The 17226-nt window shown below is 40.4% G+C and carries 15 protein-coding genes; 11 read left to right on the top strand and 4 right to left on the bottom strand.

What is annotated here, in order from left to right; all coding sequences use genetic code 11:
* Nucleotides 1–19 precede the first annotated feature (19 nt).
* From ACZ42W_RS16435 to ACZ42W_RS16385, 11 genes are all read left to right on the top strand, one after another.
* Nucleotides 20–1228, top strand: a complete 1209-nt coding sequence (locus tag ACZ42W_RS16435; RefSeq protein WP_464166355.1) for a DNA cytosine methyltransferase — start codon at nt 20–22, stop codon at nt 1226–1228.
* Nucleotides 1191–1820, top strand: a complete 630-nt coding sequence (locus ACZ42W_RS16430) for an Eco29kI family restriction endonuclease (protein ID WP_464166354.1) — start codon at nt 1191–1193, stop codon at nt 1818–1820. The genes ACZ42W_RS16435 and ACZ42W_RS16430 overlap by 38 nt, the downstream gene beginning before the upstream one ends.
* 19 nt (nt 1821–1839) lie before the next feature.
* Nucleotides 1840–3582: a DUF262 domain-containing protein gene (locus ACZ42W_RS16425; RefSeq protein WP_464166353.1), complete on the top strand. Its 1743-nt coding sequence runs from the start codon at nt 1840–1842 to the stop codon at nt 3580–3582.
* Nucleotides 3583–3646: 64 nt separating this feature from the next.
* Complete coding sequence (locus ACZ42W_RS16420; RefSeq protein ID WP_464166352.1) at nt 3647–4804, top strand: SAP domain-containing protein; 1158 nt, start codon at nt 3647–3649, stop codon at nt 4802–4804.
* A 21-nt stretch (nt 4805–4825) separates the two neighbouring features.
* On the top strand, nt 4826–6766 hold the full coding sequence (gene qatA, locus ACZ42W_RS16415; RefSeq protein ID WP_464166351.1) for a Qat anti-phage system ATPase QatA: 1941 nt from the start codon (nt 4826–4828) through the stop codon (nt 6764–6766).
* Between the two features lie 10 nt (nt 6767–6776).
* Nucleotides 6777–7592 carry a Qat anti-phage system associated protein QatB gene (gene qatB / locus ACZ42W_RS16410; RefSeq protein ID WP_464166350.1) on the top strand — a complete coding sequence of 272 codons (816 nt, stop codon included), beginning with the start codon at nt 6777–6779 and terminating at the stop codon, nt 7590–7592.
* 3 nt (nt 7593–7595) lie between these two features.
* Nucleotides 7596–8969: a Qat anti-phage system QueC-like protein QatC gene (qatC, locus tag ACZ42W_RS16405; RefSeq protein ID WP_464166349.1), complete on the top strand. Its 1374-nt coding sequence runs from the start codon at nt 7596–7598 to the stop codon at nt 8967–8969.
* 25 nt (nt 8970–8994) lie between these two features.
* Nucleotides 8995–9732 (top strand): Qat anti-phage system TatD family nuclease QatD, encoded by a 738-nt coding sequence (gene qatD / locus ACZ42W_RS16400; protein WP_464166348.1) that lies wholly within the window; start codon nt 8995–8997, stop codon nt 9730–9732.
* Nucleotides 9733–9889: 157 nt separating this feature from the next.
* Nucleotides 9890–10741 carry a hypothetical protein gene (locus ACZ42W_RS16395; protein ID WP_464166347.1) on the top strand — a complete coding sequence of 284 codons (852 nt, stop codon included), beginning with the start codon at nt 9890–9892 and terminating at the stop codon, nt 10739–10741.
* A gap of 34 nt (nt 10742–10775) precedes the next feature.
* Nucleotides 10776–11468, top strand: a complete 693-nt coding sequence (locus ACZ42W_RS16390) for a DUF6710 family protein (RefSeq protein ID WP_464166346.1) — start codon at nt 10776–10778, stop codon at nt 11466–11468.
* Nucleotides 11469–12412: 944 nt separating this feature from the next.
* Entirely contained in the window at nt 12413–12910 is a 498-nt protein-coding gene (locus tag ACZ42W_RS16385) for an amidohydrolase family protein (protein ID WP_464166345.1), read from the top strand.
* A 178-nt stretch (nt 12911–13088) separates the two neighbouring features.
* Here ACZ42W_RS16385 and ACZ42W_RS16380 read toward each other — a convergent pair whose 3' ends face one another.
* The 4 genes from ACZ42W_RS16380 to ACZ42W_RS16365 all read right to left on the bottom strand — a co-directional run bounded on the left by ACZ42W_RS16380 (nt 13089) and on the right by ACZ42W_RS16365 (nt 16971).
* Nucleotides 13089–14192, bottom strand: a complete 1104-nt coding sequence (locus ACZ42W_RS16380) for a lactonase family protein (protein WP_464166344.1) — start codon at nt 14190–14192, stop codon at nt 13089–13091.
* A gap of 999 nt (nt 14193–15191) precedes the next feature.
* Complete coding sequence (locus ACZ42W_RS16375; protein ID WP_464166343.1) at nt 15192–15878, bottom strand: Crp/Fnr family transcriptional regulator; 687 nt, start codon at nt 15876–15878, stop codon at nt 15192–15194.
* 123 nt (nt 15879–16001) lie between these two features.
* On the bottom strand, nt 16002–16313 hold the full coding sequence (locus ACZ42W_RS16370; RefSeq protein ID WP_464166342.1) for a pyridoxamine 5'-phosphate oxidase family protein: 312 nt from the start codon (nt 16311–16313) through the stop codon (nt 16002–16004).
* A gap of 40 nt (nt 16314–16353) precedes the next feature.
* On the bottom strand, nt 16354–16971 hold the full coding sequence (locus tag ACZ42W_RS16365) for a DUF1638 domain-containing protein (protein ID WP_464166341.1): 618 nt from the start codon (nt 16969–16971) through the stop codon (nt 16354–16356).
* Nucleotides 16972–17226 lie beyond the last annotated feature (255 nt).

The following is a 17226-nucleotide window of genomic DNA, read 5'->3' as shown; positions in this document are numbered from 1 at the left end:
GAAAGTGAAGGTGTTCACATTGTACAGATCAATCGAATTGTTCAGTGGGACTGGCGGTCTTGCGTTAGGTTTACAGCAATCGGGATTCGACCATCGGGCGTTGCTAGAATGGGATAAGGACTCATGCTACAATATAAAGGCCAACATTCAGAGGGGCAACCCTCTTATTCAACATTGGAATGTCATTCAAACCGATGTGAGATTGGTTCACTATGATGATTTTGGTAGCAACATCAAATTAGTGGCCGGCGGGCCTCCTTGCCAGCCATTTTCTTTAGGTGGCAAACATCAGGCGTATAATGACAAAAGGGATATGTTCCCAGAAGCTGTACGGGCTGTTCGTGAACTGCGGCCTCAAGCGTTTATCTTCGAAAACGTGAAGGGATTACTGAGAAAATCTTTCAGTACATACTTTAATTATATCCTGCTACAATTGTCGCATCCTGAAGTGACAATAAAAGAAGGAATGACCTGGCTTGATCATCTGAAAACTTTAGAGGAATACCATACATCGGTTGGAGATCACGGACTTTCCTATAACGTAGTCTTCCGTCTGGTTAACGCAGCTGACTATGGCATCCCACAGGCGAGACACCGTGTAATTATAGTTGGCTTCAGGAACGACCTGAATGCCAACTGGTCATTCCCTAACCCAACACATTCTCAGGACGCTTTGCGCTATTCAAAATGGATAAGCGGCGAATATTGGGAAGAACACAAAATAGCGAAAGCAAAACGTCCGACAATATCCGAAAAAGAGCGTCTGCGTATTCTCAAAGCCACAGATTGTGAAGATATATCCATACGATGGAGAACTATACGTGACGCTTTCGACGGGTTACCCGATCCGCGCCTTAATCAAGAATGTAGCAGATTCAAAAACCATGAATTCAGAGCTGGCGCCAAACCATATCCGGGACACTCCGGAAGCGTCATGGACGAACCCTCAAAAACCTTGAAGGCTGGGGCACACGGCGTTCCGGGAGGCGAGAACATGGTTGTGCTGGATGATGGTTCGCTCAGATATTATACAGTTAGGGAAAGCGCAAGGCTGCAGACGTTTCCTGATGATTATATCTTCCACGGATCGTGGACAGAAAGCATGCGTCAGATCGGAAACGCAGTACCCGTACAGTTAGCCAATATTATTGGCAACTCTGTTTTCCACCAACTTGAAAGGTTGAATGAATATGAAAAACAACGATATTCCGGTTATAAAGCCGTTTAACCCACTCGACAAGAAGCAGCTCGGCCAAAGCGCAGCCGAAGCATTACTCGCAACAAACGTCCATCCCATACCACCCGAACCTTTTATAGGTGCGGGTGTATATGCTTTGTACTATACTGGCCCTTTTTCTGCTTACAGAGAACTTGCGGCTGTGAATCGGGATAATCAATTCCGATGCCCGATTTATGTTGGCAAGGCAGTGCCAGCTGGTGCTCGTAAAGGCGGATTGGGATTGGATGTAGACCATGGACAAGCCCTTCAAAAAAGGCTCGCAGAGCATGGGGATTCTATATCTGCTGCTGGTAATTTGGACACAAACCACTTCTTCTGCCGTTTTCTCGTTGTGGATGATATTTGGATACCGCTAACCGAATCATTGCTTATTGAGAGATTTCAGCCCGTATGGAACCGGGTGCTTGACGGATTTGGGAATCATGATCCCGGCAGCGGAAGATACAATCAGCAAAAATCACCATGGGATTGCTTGCATCCCGGCCGTAGATGGGCTGAACGCTTACAACCTTGCCAATATACGGCAGAACAGTTGGAACAGCGTGTGGTTGATTATTTGCACAATTTCTTTAATACATAATTTTTGGAGGACTTAAGATATGTCGTTTCAAACACCGCTGACAATAAATGACGTAATTACTGATATTCACGCAAAGAAATATCTCCTGCCGTCTATTCAAAGAGAATTCGTGTGGGACCAAGAGCAAATCAAGATGCTGTTCGACAGCCTGATGCGGGATTATCCCATCAATGCTTTTTTGTTTTGGAAAATTCCAAAAGAGAAAGTGTCAGAGTTTCAGTTTTACGAATTCTTACGTGATTACCATCAGAAAGACAATCGTCATAACCCGAAAGCAAACGTAAGCGGCAGCGACGACGTAATGGCGGTATTAGATGGTCAGCAAAGATTAACCTCCCTATACATAGCGCTTAAAGGCACATATGCATCAAAACTGTCATATAAGCGTTGGGATAACCCACAAGCCTATCCGAAAAAGAAGCTCTATCTAAATCTGCTGTCAAAGCCGGAGGACGATACTCTCGAATATGGGTTTGAATTCTTGACAGACGCAGAAGCCAAAGAGAATGACGAAAATCATCATTGGTTTCTTGTCGGGAAAATACTGGACTTAAAAGAGCTTCATGAAGTAATGAATTACATGATTGAAGCTGGACTATCTTCGAATCCTGATAAGGAAAAAGCTAAATTCGCCAATAGAGCGCTTTCAAAACTACATACTGTAGTCCATGTGAACGGCATCATCAGTTACTATCTGGAGCAAAGCACGGAGCTTGACAAAGTGCTTAATATATTCATCCGCGTGAACAGTGGCGGAACAACACTGAGCTATGCCGACCTACTTCTGTCTGTGGCAACAGCACAATGGAAAAATAGAGATGCCCGAGAGGTGATCATCGACTTTGTCGATGAGATTAATGACATAGGCAGAGGATTTAATATTGGAAAAGATATTGTTCTCAAAGCATGTTTGGTGCTTTGCGACTTGCAGGATATATCCTTTAAGGTTGATAACTTCAGCCGTACTAACATGCTGAAAATCGAAAGTCAATGGGAAAACATTACGAAAGCAATCCGTGACGCACTGAGACTTATCAGTAGCTTTGGATTTAGCAGAGAAAACATCACCTCAAACAACCTGATTATTCCCATTGCTTATTACCTGAAAACTATCGGACTGCCAAACAACTTTGAAGTCTCTACATCGAGGGTGGAAGACAGGCGTAAAATCAAGCTTTGGTTCGTATCATCTTTGCTGAAGCGAGTATTTAGCTTTATGCCGGATGGTGTGCTGAAACCTGTAAGAGAAATCATACAGAAACATGGCGTTAACGGATTTCCTACCGATCAGATATTCGCGCACTTCAAAGGTACTCATCGCGCCTTGCAGTTTACCGATGATGATATAAACAACTTAATGTATTCGAAATATGGACAGGGCGACACGCTTGTTATCCTCTCAATTTTATATCCTTGGGCGGATTTACGGCATCACTTCGATGTTGACCATATGTTCCCCAAGAGCGAGTTTACCGCTAAAAAGCTGAAAGCAAAAGGTGTGCCCGAAAATAAAATCGATGACTTCATGGCGAACTACAATTATATCGGTAATCTCCAGCTGTTAGAGGGTATACCCAACATTGAAAAGAAGGCTATGGACTTCGAAAAGTGGTTGAAAGAAGTGGTGCCAGCAGGCGAGCTTGCCGATTACAAGAAAAAGCACTTTGTGCCTGAAGTAGATCTCTCTTTCGCCAACTTTGACGTATTCCTCGAAGAACGAGAAAAATTGCTTATCAATCAGCTTCGTGATGAATTGAAATAAATGCCGCCTGAAAAGACTTGCAGGCGGTCTTTTGCATTGATTAAAATCAGAGAGGGGGTATACCGTGTCATTCTTCGATCTTTTCAGAAGGAAACCGAAACCAGCCAATAGTGAAAAGTCACATTCACAGAATAGCATGGTGGTTGGAACATCAAAACAAACTAAATCCAATATATCGTCATTCATAAAGGTGACTTCAGAAATAATACCATCTACAGCAGAGGAAGTTATTCCAGCTGAGAAAAGGATCAAAGACGCCATTGCAAGCAAGCACGGGTTATATCCTCATGAGGTGCTGGTTCTTGATTATGCTGGTTCGTACTATACGGAAGGTAATTCTTTTCAAGGCTTTTGGTGGTACAGATATGGTGTGAGGGATGTTGACAAATGTCTTCGTTCCCTGCTTGAACGAGGATTTCTGCAAGTCGGAAACATGCAGAGTGCCATTGAAAAAGAAACCGCAACAGTCCTCAAGGAGGAATTGAAAAAACACGGGCTTAAAGTGAGCGGCAAAAAAGACGAGTTGGTACAGCGTTTGATGGAAGCGGTATCTCATGAAGAGCTTAACTCTCGTTTTGCCAAGAGAACCTATCAATTAACTGAACTGGGAAAGCAAGCACTTACTGAAGAAGGTTATGTGCCATATATACACCGGCATTCTCTTGAAGACCTGGATATTTGGTCGCTTAATAAAATAATACATGAACCGCCCTATATGCCATACCGAGATAAAATATGGGGTTATCTAAATAGGCGTAGCATGGAACACTTTGCATCCGGTAACTTTGGATTATACAGAAACTGCCGACATCATATGCATAATTATCTGATAGAAGAAAAGAAGATAAAAGATGCGCTAGGCATGTTATCAGAAGTGGTGTTTTATGATTTGAGCGGCCTTGGTAACAACTACGATCCTCAGTATCTGGATATTCTTGCTAAGCATTTTTTCCCTTACAAAGATTCTACAGTTACAATGGCGCCTGGCATCACAAGCGCTGTTATACATTGTCAGAAAGAACTCAGTTTAACTGATGATGAACTTAAAACAGCAATGCTTGACCGGATGAACCGCTTGAGTGTGCCGTTACATCTTTTTACACCGGATGAATGTGTAGATATAGTATTAATGGAAAGTAGAGAGGATATTGAAGGATTGACAAAGATATATGCTAAGGCAAAGCGGCGATTCAAGCAGCGTTTTCCGGGCATTAAGTGCTAAGGGGTTTTGGGGGGTATCGGTATGATTCTATCAGATAATGAAACAAAAATTGATATGCTAAACAATCGTGCCATCGCCAAGACGGTTGCTGAACTTATTATAGAGTGTGACGACCGCCCTATTTCTATTGGGGTTCATGGGGATTGGGGTGCCGGAAAATCGAGCATCTTGGCAATGGTCGAGGATGAGCTTTCAAAGCAAAAAGATGGTATCGAGTGCATTCGCTTCAACGGTTGGAAACATCAAGGTTTCGAAGATGCTAAGATAGCTTTGATGAGCGCGATTGTTTCCGAATTAACAGAAAAGCGAAAACCCACTGAAAAGGCAAAGGATATATTGAAAAAGCTCTGGAAGAACATCAATTGGCTTAGTGTGGCAAAAGCCGCAGGTGGTGTAGCTTTTTCTGCCGCTACTGGTATTCCTCCCATTGGGTTACTAAGCAGTTTGATGGAGAATCTAAAAGGTTCAGTAACCGATAAAGAAAAAGTAACGACCGCTATTGAGAGCGTGGGCGAATATCTCACGGACGCCAAAGTGTTTGAAGACAATTCTCTGGCAAAGGAATTCTCCGAATTCCAAACTTCTTTTGAAGATCTGTTAAAAGAATCGAAGATTAAAAAACTTGTGGTGCTCATAGATGATTTGGACAGATGTCTGCCCAAGGTCACAATCGAAACATTGGAGGCTGTTCGCCTATTTATGTTCTCTAAGTCTACGGCTTTCGTAATAGCCGCAGACGAAGCAATGATAGAATACGCAGTTCGAAATCACTTCCCTGATTTGCCCGATGAGGGCGACATCCGGACGGGGTTTGAATACTCAAAGCGTTACTTAGAAAAATTGATTCAAGTGCCGTTTAGAATTCCCGCATTGGGTGAAATTGAGTCCGGAATGTATATAACTCTACTTCTGATAGGATCACGATTAAATGAGGATAGCGCTCAGTTTGATAAGCTCTTGACGGTCGCGATTGATAAAATGAAAAAGCCGTGGGAGAATTTAGGCTTCACAATTGAACAGCTCAAGGAAGCTCTCGGAGATCAATATACATCTGTATTAAATGAGATAACCGTATCGAACCAGATAGCTGATATATTAGCGAAGAACACCCAAGGTAATCCGCGAAAAATCAAACGTTTTATCAATATGCTGTTGCTGAGAGATAAAATTGCCGGAGCCAGGGGTTTTGGAGATTCCATACAGATACCTATCCTGGCAAAAATGATGCTCGCGGAATATTTCTACGTAGACGAATATAAGAAAATAGCAACCTTAACAGATGACAATGGAAAGTGTTCTTTGCTTCATACCTTTGAAATTCAAAAGCAGCAGCTTTCAAAGGAGTCTGAGACAGCGGATGAGGATGCGGAAAAAACGAAACAAGAAAAAACAAAAACACCGACTTTAATATCAAAGCCTGAAAAAGACAAAGACTTAGTCGCATGGGAAAGTAATGCCGATTTTACCGCATGGGCATCCAGTGAACCCTACTTGGGCGAAATTGACTTGCGTCCATACTTTTTTGCCAGCAAAGAAAAAGAAGACTTTTTCTTTGCACAAGTTAAATCTGAACAGCTTCGGAACCTCATTAGTAAGCTTATGGGCGGCGAAATGAATATAGCCAGCGCAAATGATGAGATTAAGGCGTTGTCTCCTTCAGACGCTAAGAAAGTCTTCGAGGTTCTATCCTCAAAGATTTTCAGGAATGGCGACATTGCTAATAAGCCTAATGGAATTGAAGGGATCAAAGCACTTGTTTCCCATCATGCCGAATTAGAGCCGTCGCTGATTGGCTTGATTGAGACTTTTGATTGCAAGAGAGTTGGGGCTTGGATTTGTACTGGATGGGATAAATGCTTAACTTCGGAAAAATCTAAATCAAGTTTGAGTAAGTATTACGAAAGCCTATCTAAAGAAGGCGGCATCATTGTAAAGACAGCTTTGAAAAATACGCGGAAGTGAGGTGCTGGAAATGGGAACATCAACAAGTAATCGGGGACAAAACGGCAATACGCCGTTAGTACCTTCCTGGCTGGGTGATAATGATGGCGATCAAAAGCCAGAACAACCTCAGCCAGCGCAACCCCAACCGGAACAACCTCAACCAGCGGACCCCAAACGCTTTTCAGCGCCTCGTAGTAACTTTACGCGATATGTAAATAGTGGTGGTAGCGGGAGCGAAAAATTACATCGGGCAGCGTCTAATTACGTCCGGCATTCATTAGGAGGTTCGCAAAACGCGACTACCCGGTTGGGTTCGGCACGAAACAGCACAACCCGCCTTCTTTCTGTGTTTAGCAGTTTTGCGAGTCGTGGTGTAGCTGATACAAGCCGAGATTATAAACTTGGGGATATTATTGGGAAAAGTGCATCTGATGTTTTACTCCGTATTATGGATTTTGTTTGTCCCGACGGAGGGAGTACTGATGAAGGAATTGCCAGAAACTCTTATATTGAAGCACTTTCTACATTGCCTGACTGGGAGAACAAGCCGATTGAATCCCTTACCCCTCCTGAGTTTCTCGCTTTTGCTGAGATTTATATGGCTAATGTTATTGAGGGAAGGCTTGTAAATGACATCGGAAATAAACTATTTGCCTTGCCCAAAGATGTCGCTCAAGTAGAAAGCATTCAGGGGCAACTCAAAGACTACATAAAGGGGGCGGTTTCGGATGCTGTCTCCAAGCTTAAAATAGACATTCGATCTATAGATACATCGCAAACAAAAGCTATAGTGGATTCCATCTATCGAACAGCTTATGATATTTTATCAGAACTGGAGGAATAGCGTATGAATAAATACCTTCTTGTCGGCGATTATGATTGCAAAGAAGTTGTGTCTACGAAAAAAGAAGATTACATAGAGGTTATCATACCTTTCAAGGGTAATGATAATTCTCTTCGGTTTGGTATAGGTCATGCTCTGGAAAAACTTAAAGAGAATGGTTTATATCCAACCGAAGAGGGCATTGATATTCTCAGCCTCGCAGGTATGATCTATCTTGCCGATACTCGAATTTCTCGAAGCCTCCACTCCCAAGATAGTTGGACAAGAGAAATTGCCATTGAAATACCCGTTTTTCACCTTGAAAAGTGGGTGCCTCTTGGAGAATTGTTTACAAGGATGCTAAATTTCCTAACGGGAGATCGTTGGATAATATCGTTCAAAAAAAGAGATAAAGAGTTTTCAGAGAAACCCAAAGATGATGCAAAGCCGCCGAATTTTGATGCGGTTACTCTTTTCTCTGGTGGAATGGATAGCTTAATCAGTACAATTAATCACCTCGAAAACCATAATAAAATAGCCCTTATAAGCCATGCTGGAGATGGATATACAAAAAACGCCCAAAGCAAGCTGTTGAGTTGTTTTCGCGAAAAATATCCTGATATCTATCCGCTATATCTCGATTTATGGATGGTTTTTGATAAAAACATAATCCCTGGTGGGGGCATAGAAAACTCAACAAGAAGCCGTTCTTTTCTATTCATAGCGTTTGGTATCTTTGCCATGAGTGGGATGAAAGGGGTGATGACCCTGGAAGTTCCTGAAAACGGCTTGATAGCATTGAATGTTCCGTTGGATGAATTGCGTATTGGTTCCCACAGTACACGAACGACACATCCCTTCTACTTGGAGTCGTGGAATCGGGCGTTAAATGGATTAGGAATTGAATTATCCGTTCGGAATCCATACTGGAACAAAACAAAAGGTGAAATGGCTGACGAGTGTTTGAACAAGGAATTTCTACTGCAAGTGATACAAGATTCAATTTCCTGTTCTTCTCCTCATAAAGCTCGTTGGAGTGGTTCTGCTCCTCAACATTGCGGGTATTGTGTACCTTGCATAATCCGCAGGGCAGCTATGAATAAGGCTTTCAGAGAAGAAAAGGACTGTACTCCTTATCTAATAGACCGTGTTTCAGAAATAATTGTCAATCATGCAAAAGGAAAAGGAGTACAACTTCGCTCTTTTCAAATTGCAATTAAAAAAATTAAGGAGCAACCGCAGCTGGCAAAAATTCTGATACACAAGAGCGGTCCCCTTCCTGGCGATAGCGCTTATCTGCAAGAGTTATCGGAAGTATATTGGAGAGGGCTATTGGAAGTTGATAATTTCATAATAACAAATTCCGAAAGTGAGAGGCAGACACAAGAAAGCGTATAAAGGAGATATGGTGTGGTGACCGGTTATGGATGTTTATGATATGCACTGCCATGTAGATTTGATGCAATCCATGCATGAATTCAGCAAAGCGGCTCTGGAAGAGAAAATAAATCTATTGGCGATGACAACAACGCCAAAGGCATTTGAGACTGAACAGAAAAGGCTTGGGAATTTTTCTAATGTTCAAGTTGCCTTGGGTTTACATCCGCAACTTGTTTTCAATAGATTCCAAGAACTTGCTCTCATTGAAAAATATATACACACAACAAAATTCGTTGGCGAGATTGGTTTGGATTTCAACAAGCAGTTCTATCATTCCAAGGAACGCCAGATAGGTGTATTCTCACAAATTATCGAGTGGTGTCAAAGATCACCAATGAAGATTATATCAATACATTCTGTTCGATCCGATAAAGATGTGCTGGATATTTTAGAAAAATATGATTGCACAAAACATAATAAATGTATCCTGCATTGGTATTCTGGGACATTAAAACAGCTGGATAGAGCTATAGACCTTGGCTGCTTTTTCTCGGTAAATGAGTATATGTTTAATTCTCGAAACGGGCAGTCGATAATACAGAGAATTCCTGTCGAACGATTATTATTAGAATCTGATGCTCCGTTCATCTCTGATATTAAAACGGTTGAGCAACTAAAGCGAAGTTTGACGTACTGTCTTAATGAGTTAAGTGTGCTAAAGGGAAACGAAGTATCTAAGTGCATTTTTGAAACAAGCCGTCGATTACTTGAAATATATTAAAATTGCCCAGGCCGGTTCTGCATCGGAGAGCATTATCTCATATTTATAGGTAAATAAAACACAAAACTGACTCGATGCTTCATTAGAGATGTTTGACGGGCAACAGTTACTCAATCAACTGTAATCTAATGCCTGATCTTTATAAGGGGAATAAATTATGGATTATATGGAGGCAAACGATATAGTATATAATGTTGATTTAGAACGAGCATTAGTACAAAAAGGAGTATCGGCAGAACATATAGCATATCTCAAGGCCAATAATCCAAAAGATTTCTTTGAGTATTACGAGTATTATGAGCACATATCGGAGAACGACAAAAATAAAGTATTGGTAGAAACAAAAAAAATTATAGGTATTTCCAGGGCTAATGTATGTGCTTCATTTTACGATAATGCGACCGGAAGATATGAATCAGAATTAAATGTATATAGGATGGCTACAGCAATAGAGCATATAAGAGACGATGCCCTTGGACAGCTTTATGCTTGGTATGAAAATTTATATGATCCTGTCGCTCTCATATATTTTAGCGATGAAGATGTGTACAAGGTAGGACGTGACGGAAATCACCGATCGTTATATGCAAATGTTATAGGAGCCCCGTTTATAAAGGCAGATGTCGCTTATTACCGTCGAAATGATGAAAAATACAAGACTTTTCTTCATTTCAAAGAAGTATGCTGTAAATATAAGTTGGAGTCAGTTGAACCAAGTATTTATGGAGATCCGGAATTTACCTTCAGTTATAACAACGAGGAATATGTTGTAACTGGATACGTTAATCCTAAAATAAACGGTCAATATAGCATAGAGCAAATTGATACCTTAGCGTCTCAATTAAAAGAGGATTGGAGATTCATAAAAAAAGACCGACTAATTAGCTTTTTGAAAAAGCACTCTCGAGTGTCGAATATGGTCTTAAAAGCCCTTTGCAAAGATTCAAAACAGGCTTATAGACTACATCAACATATTTGGCACAGAAATATCGGTAAAAGTAACCAATGATTATTAGTGCATACACCGCAAGGAGATAAGGGCAATGTTTTTTATAAATAAAAAAAATGAAGATATGAAAAGACATTTGCAGAGTATCATTGCTATTGCTCAAAACATTATTGATAAAACAAAAATGTCCGGCGATTTTTTGCATCCAATTTATAGATATATTAATGCAATAGGTTCTTCGGTTCTACAGAGGCTTTTAATGCAATTATTTACTGGTCAAGAAGTCGACCATGTAGATGTTTTGTTTTATGATTTGTGTCATTATATAAAAAATAAAAATTATATTAGTGATTGTGATACTATCGAAAACAATGAAAAAATATCAATAAGTCTGAAAGATAACCTGGTCATTCCTGTTGCTTGGAATATGAGCAGATTCGAAACTACTATTACAGGAATAGGTACTGATTGTGGAAACCAATTTGAATTTCAAAAATTGAATCACATGTCAAAGTTATTCTTGCCCATCGGGGTTACCATTGTCCATAATGGAAATCATTCAATTTTGAGTGGTATTATAAAAAGAGAAGGTATAATCCATCCAACAGAGATGGTTGATTTAGCCTCGCTATATGAAAAGATTAAGTTTGATGGAATGTATTATCGGGATGTAGACAGTAACCAAGTTATTCAAGAGGTCAAGAATTTTGAATTAGGCGCTATATATGAGATAGGAAGATTGTTAAGAAAAAATGATATAAAATTTCTTGAGGAGAGAGACTATTAGAGTCTGGTGTTCCGTTTATAGCCGCCGATTTTATGCAATAAATTGTTGGTATGAAATTGTATCGAATAAAGCCTTCAAGAGGTCAACACTCTTTTGAAGGTTTTATTGCTTACAATTACTAAGGTTGTAAAGCAAAATACGGTTCTTAATCCTGCAAAAAAGCCTGCAACAGGCTGTGATTTCTGAAAGATACCCCGCCGCCAGGGGGATACTAGAGTCAAACGGCATCTTTTTTGTATCCTCAAGGCACGTTGAGACCGTAATAAGTTTGAAAACACTCACAGATTAAGAATCCACTATTCATGCGGGTTTTAGGGTTTGAGAATTTCCGGAATTGTATTAGAAACGGGCGCAATGTTTTCCGGGTACGTTCATGGGAACATTTCGCCTTATCCGAGAGGGTATATGTGGAAATTTAGGCAATCACTATTTTAAACGTCGTGTAACGGAAAACTGTCATCACGGTGTAGAGCATGGGAAAAAGCAGAGTTTATATCAATGCCTCACCTATTGCCACAGTAAGAAGTTTGGGTGAAAAGCGAAACAAAGGTTTGATGAAATCTTAGAGACGATAAACAGCAGGGATTCCCTGCTCGAAGAATTCGATGAACAATAATTTAATGCGTTGGTTGAGAAGATAGAAATTCTCACACCAGCGCATTTTGTTTTTAATTGAAGAGCGGTTGAGGGTGGAGGAAATAGTTTAAAGATCCCAAGTTGCGTACGGCCCCTTCTTAATTTTAAATAGTTAATTGACACCGTTCACCTTTTTTCTGTTATGGATCACTCGCCTCGGTATTCAAGGTTTGTATCCTATTTTGAATACAAGAATTACGTTGAGAAAAACAGCACCTTTACTGACGAAGAACTAGAAAACTATACTCAAGTACAATGGGAAATGCCCAAGGGCGTTGATAATGAGGTGAGCGAAAAGCTAATGGAGATTGTGGCAAAGCATAATATTCCATTTGCTAGCCATGACGATGACAGTCCTAAAAAGGGTGGATACTTTTCGCCTTAAAGGATCGACTATTAGTGAATTTCCCCTTAATGAAAACGCAGCAAGGTATTCAATCGATAATAATATGTTTTCAGTTGTTGGTACGTCAAACCTCTTGCGAAATAAATCACATTCTGACAATCTCTCGGCACGATATGCCATAATGAACGGACTAGCGAATATTATTTGTTCAGATTACTATTGTTTTGCACTTTTAGCATCCGTATTTACTCTTGAGGGTATGAGTCTTCATAAAGCGACTTCTTACGCCTCGCTCAACCCTGCCATAGCGGTTGGCATAGCATACCGGATTGGATCATTAGAAGAAGACAAGGAAGCAGACCTAATATTAGTTCGCCATAATCACGGAGAGCTTCCTAGTGTGGAAAGAGCTATGGTAGCAGGTAAATGGACGTTTAGCAAGGCGTACGTAACGCCATAATACGGAGGGGTTCACCAATGCGTAAAATGGTAATTGTACAAGAATTGAAGGGATATCACGTGGAGGCTATAAAGGCCTTGGTATCCGACTGGAAACTAGTGCACGTAGTGATTTTATTATATCAGGCTCATTATCTTTTCAAAAAATCTTGTCGAGTTTTCTTAGACCATTATAATAATCAGAGAGCAACTAAACCTTGCGATCCGAGATATGGGAAGTCAGCCGATGCAGCAACTTGCAATCTGACAAGACTACCATCATTTTTGATATGAAATACTGAGATTGTGCCCTGATTTCCGTTAAGGGTGTAAAAATTGCATCCATCTTTACTAACACCAACATCTATTGGTAGGCCAGTGGCTGCACCTGCCGGTGTACTGGTAGTATTCCCAATTACCGTCAACACCCCTCTATTATCAATACGGTAGGTGGATATTGTACCACTTAAGGTATTGGTGGCATAAGCAAAACGTTCATTTTTCGTGGTAATAACCCAGCAAGTGGCCTTTTGGCCGGTTGGTACAGAGCCACTGATAACATTAAGGATTCCATTGTTGCTAACTGAATATGATGACAGCGCATTGGAACCCTCTTCCGTAACTAAAAGGATTCCTGAGGATAGGAAATAAGAGCCGAACGGCCCCATACCGTAAGAATCGTTGATTACTGGTCCCGTAAGAGTACCATTTCTATTGACTTTGAACACACTGAGACGGTTAGTAGTATACTCAGATACAACGATTTTACTGCCATCAGGCGTAAATGCTAATCCTGCCGGTTGAGCATTGAAAGTACTTAGGGAATGAGCGGATCCCGCAATATGAGTAAGACGTCCATCAGTATGTATGCGAAGACCATTGATATTGGATGCAAAATTATTGGCGACATTGCCTACATTGGAAACATAGAGAAGATCACCGAACACATCCAGGCCATTGGGTTGAGCGCCTCCTGATGGCTTAACATCCGCTAGAACGAGTTCCCCGCCGTCAGTTATGATGAAACTACTGATACTATTGCTGCCCGCATTAACCGCAAACAGGAAGCGGCCGTCACGGGACAAAGATATTGCGCCTTTTGACGCAAGAGGATCGGTTCCATCGTTTGTTGTTGCAGCTGAAACTTCCCTTGCACCAGTACCACTGCCACCTGTTGGGTAGGAACCCATAAAGGTGAGTAGTCCATTAATGTCACGGCAGAAAGCAACGATTTCATTTATTACTGGCATATTGGTCATCATGTAAACCATGCTCGTACGAAAATATTTGTTTGGTATCTGCATTTTATGACTCTCCTCCTTTCATAATCTTTCTTTAAATATCTCAATATCCTTAGATTTATTTATTTACACTCCGGAAAGTAAATCTAAGCCGTCAAACCAGCATTGTTATGGTCTTTGGGTCTTCCCGGTCATTCTTGGTTGGATTATTATCATCCAGTCCTTTGCTCCGCTTTACATGATGCTTTCGTTTATAGTATTCATTTCATTTTGATTTTGAAACTATTAAGAAGTAATTTTTGGCTTACAATTAAACAGGAAATATCGACGGGGGTTGACCGAGTCGTACTTCAGGTAATATCCTAAGTGTTAACACAGATATTACAGAAGCAGTTTTCAGACTATAGCTATGGGTTTAGACCCGGGCGAAGTGCACATAACGCGGGCAGGAGATACACTATCATCAGAGAAGGTGCAAGCGAAATTGTTTAGAGACTATTATTATGGTAACAATTGTTGATTGTCCCAAATAATATACTGTGGGTAATATACCTAATATATTATTTGATAAGAGGTAAAAGATGGCAACGAAGGGATATGCTATGCAGTCCATGACATCTATGACTCCCATGTCGGGAGTGCATTCCATGACGTCGATGCATGAAAAAGCCAACATTAGATCCTGCTGCTAATGAATCATTGATTCGTGACAGAAGGATCTGAAATGCTGGCTTCTTGTTTTGTTTGGCAAGGTCATGTGGGATTATGTGGTAATAAGAGACGAGATATAATAGCTCGAAACCATTAGAAAAAATAAAACCGATCGTTACATACGATCCGTTTTATAGGCTATTCAAGACTTTCCTCGTTTGGGCGTGCACAAATATGTGCATTGAGCACGGTTCAGAGGCGATGGACTGAGAGTAGATGTTAAATGTGATATTTTTGACAGTAATAAAGCATATCAGTAAAAGTACTGCTGACGAGGGCGTTACGAAACTGAAGTTTATTTTCGCCACCACTTTATGCAGAAAGTTTATATTTAAAGTATTCTTAGTGCATTTAATTAAACGTATGAGCACTGATGCAAGGGTCATTTTTCAAGACATAATATCTTTTTTCCCGATCGATTATATTGGCTGCTTTCAACTCATTAAGTGCCTGAATGACCATTACCCGTGAAGAACCAATCATATCGGCTAATTCTTGCTGGGTAATTTTCAGATCGATAATCGTCGAGGTTGACGATTTTTGCCCATATTGTTTGGCAAGATGATAAAAAAGGCTTAATAATTTCTCTTTAACCGTTCCTCTGGTTTCCTTTTCAGAATTTAAGATATTCTCGTAACGCTTTTGCCCTAAGTAGCTAATAATTCTCAAGGCAAAAGAGGGATCTTGCTTAATTAACGACTCAAATTGTATTTTGCTGAAACAGCAGATGCATGCTTCTTCCATGGCTATGGCACTTGAATGTTCTTTTTGTTCCTGATATAAAGACAATTCACCAAGTACTTCACCGGGGCCGCAGATGTCCAGAATTGTTTGATGTCCATCTTCGGCATTTTGAACAAGTTTCAGTTTGCCTGATTTTATTAGGTATATAGTGCCTGTTATATCTCCTTGATGGAAAAGATAGTGTCCCTTGTACAGCCTCTTTCTATTTGTACATTGACACAAGTTAGTGAACTGAACTCGTTCTAGTCCCTGAAACAGGTCCAATTCCTGTAGACAGATGAGGCACCGTTTCATACCTTTTCCCCCCATAAACGTTTATATAAAGAGAGTGTATCAAAAAAAACTCGGCTTTACTACAAAGTAAAAAAACAATAATCCTCCCCTTTATGAGGAAGATTATTGTGCATTTAGAAGTTTCTAGAGCATCTTTTGTACTTTATCTGCTTTAAACAATACCAGTTTCTCTTCTATACAGGCTTGGCCCTCAAGTCTGAAGCCTTTGGGTCCACCTTCCATTGTCGCTATTACAACCTGCATCTTTCCGTTATCCATGATGTTCTGTTGGGTAACTTCCATTTTATAAATACCAAACCCCAGGATGTCCCCATCTCTGACTTCTGCTACCTTTCCCACTACGATCATGTGCGGGTCTCCATTAGTGGAAACAGTAGTAATGGGAATAAACGGAACCTTTGATATAACTTCTTTAATTTCTTCAGTTAGAATCATGTAAATTCACTCCTTAAATGTTTTTCGAGTATTTACTTAATTAAACCGATGTAAGGGGAGGCTTTTGGGCTAATGCTTCCTTTAAAGTTTCAAGCACGTGCTTCTTAAAAACGACTAGTTCGACGCTCTCAATTTCGATTGGCACCTGTGTGTATTCATAAAACTCCAGGATATCCTCATCATTGAACTCCGAAACACCAGTGTCTAAAAGCAAAATCTTATCATAGAAACCAAAATTCTGTCTGGCGTCTATTTCGTCCCAGCCCTGTCCAAGCCTGAATATATTTTGCCAATTCCGCAACCAGCCTGAAGTAAGATAAAAAACCCTAGCGGATGCCTCTAACTCCTTCTGTCTTTCCTGACCTAAAACCAATTCAATACAATTCCTAGGTTGTTGCCTGATAACATGAAATTTTTCCGTGAATTCGCTAAGCTCAGGATGGCACATAGAACCGAAAAAGAGGACTATCTTTTCTTCGGTCACCTTATCCAGTGCTTCAGTGATGCCATCTTTTAGTTTAGTATAGTCTACGTGCAAAGCCGGGGCTGTATAAGTAACTTTGAACTCGTCAGCAGATGCCCATTCCGCTTTTATTTCCTCTAGTACTCGCTCAAGCTCAAGTTGAAAGATACCACAGGCGACTAGGCGCACCTCCATATTAATATCACCTCTTCTCTGGGCTATGTCATACCTCAAGTTATTGGATCAAACAACTTAACTTGTCTTATTTTAACATAGGGTTAAAAAGTAAAATGTTAGATACTTAACAAAAATAAAAATAAGGCTTCAGTATTCTTCAATACAAAGTACAGAACTTTGTATAGTGGACCTCCTTCATCGAAAATTTAACTTGGAACACTGGCTGCAACTGATTTTCGACAACTTTAAAGAGTAGTTAATTTTTGATTTCGC

Source organism: Desulfitobacterium elongatum (genome assembly GCF_055378975.1).
This window is presented reverse-complemented; position numbering and strand designations above follow the sequence as displayed.

Bases quoted from the DNA above. Each gene is read 5' to 3' on its own strand.
- ACZ42W_RS16395 (WP_464166347.1), top strand. From the start codon at position 9,890: ATGGATTATATGGAGGCAAACGATATAGTATATAATGTTGATTTAGAA.
- ACZ42W_RS16375 (WP_464166343.1), bottom strand. From the start codon at position 15,878: ATGAAACGGTGCCTCATCTGTCTACAGGAATTGGACCTGTTTCAGGGA.
- qatB (WP_464166350.1), top strand. From the start codon at position 6,777: ATGGGAACATCAACAAGTAATCGGGGACAAAACGGCAATACGCCGTTA.
- ACZ42W_RS16365 (WP_464166341.1), bottom strand. From the start codon at position 16,971: ATGGAGGTGCGCCTAGTCGCCTGTGGTATCTTTCAACTTGAGCTTGAG.
- ACZ42W_RS16380 (WP_464166344.1), bottom strand. From the start codon at position 14,192: ATGCAGATACCAAACAAATATTTTCGTACGAGCATGGTTTACATGATG.
- ACZ42W_RS16425 (WP_464166353.1), top strand. From the start codon at position 1,840: ATGTCGTTTCAAACACCGCTGACAATAAATGACGTAATTACTGATATT.
- ACZ42W_RS16390 (WP_464166346.1), top strand. From the start codon at position 10,776: ATGTTTTTTATAAATAAAAAAAATGAAGATATGAAAAGACATTTGCAG.
- qatD (WP_464166348.1), top strand. From the start codon at position 8,995: ATGGATGTTTATGATATGCACTGCCATGTAGATTTGATGCAATCCATG.
- ACZ42W_RS16430 (WP_464166354.1), top strand. From the start codon at position 1,191: ATGAAAAACAACGATATTCCGGTTATAAAGCCGTTTAACCCACTCGAC.
- qatC (WP_464166349.1), top strand. From the start codon at position 7,596: ATGAATAAATACCTTCTTGTCGGCGATTATGATTGCAAAGAAGTTGTG.
- qatA (WP_464166351.1), top strand. From the start codon at position 4,826: ATGATTCTATCAGATAATGAAACAAAAATTGATATGCTAAACAATCGT.
- ACZ42W_RS16370 (WP_464166342.1), bottom strand. From the start codon at position 16,313: ATGATTCTAACTGAAGAAATTAAAGAAGTTATATCAAAGGTTCCGTTT.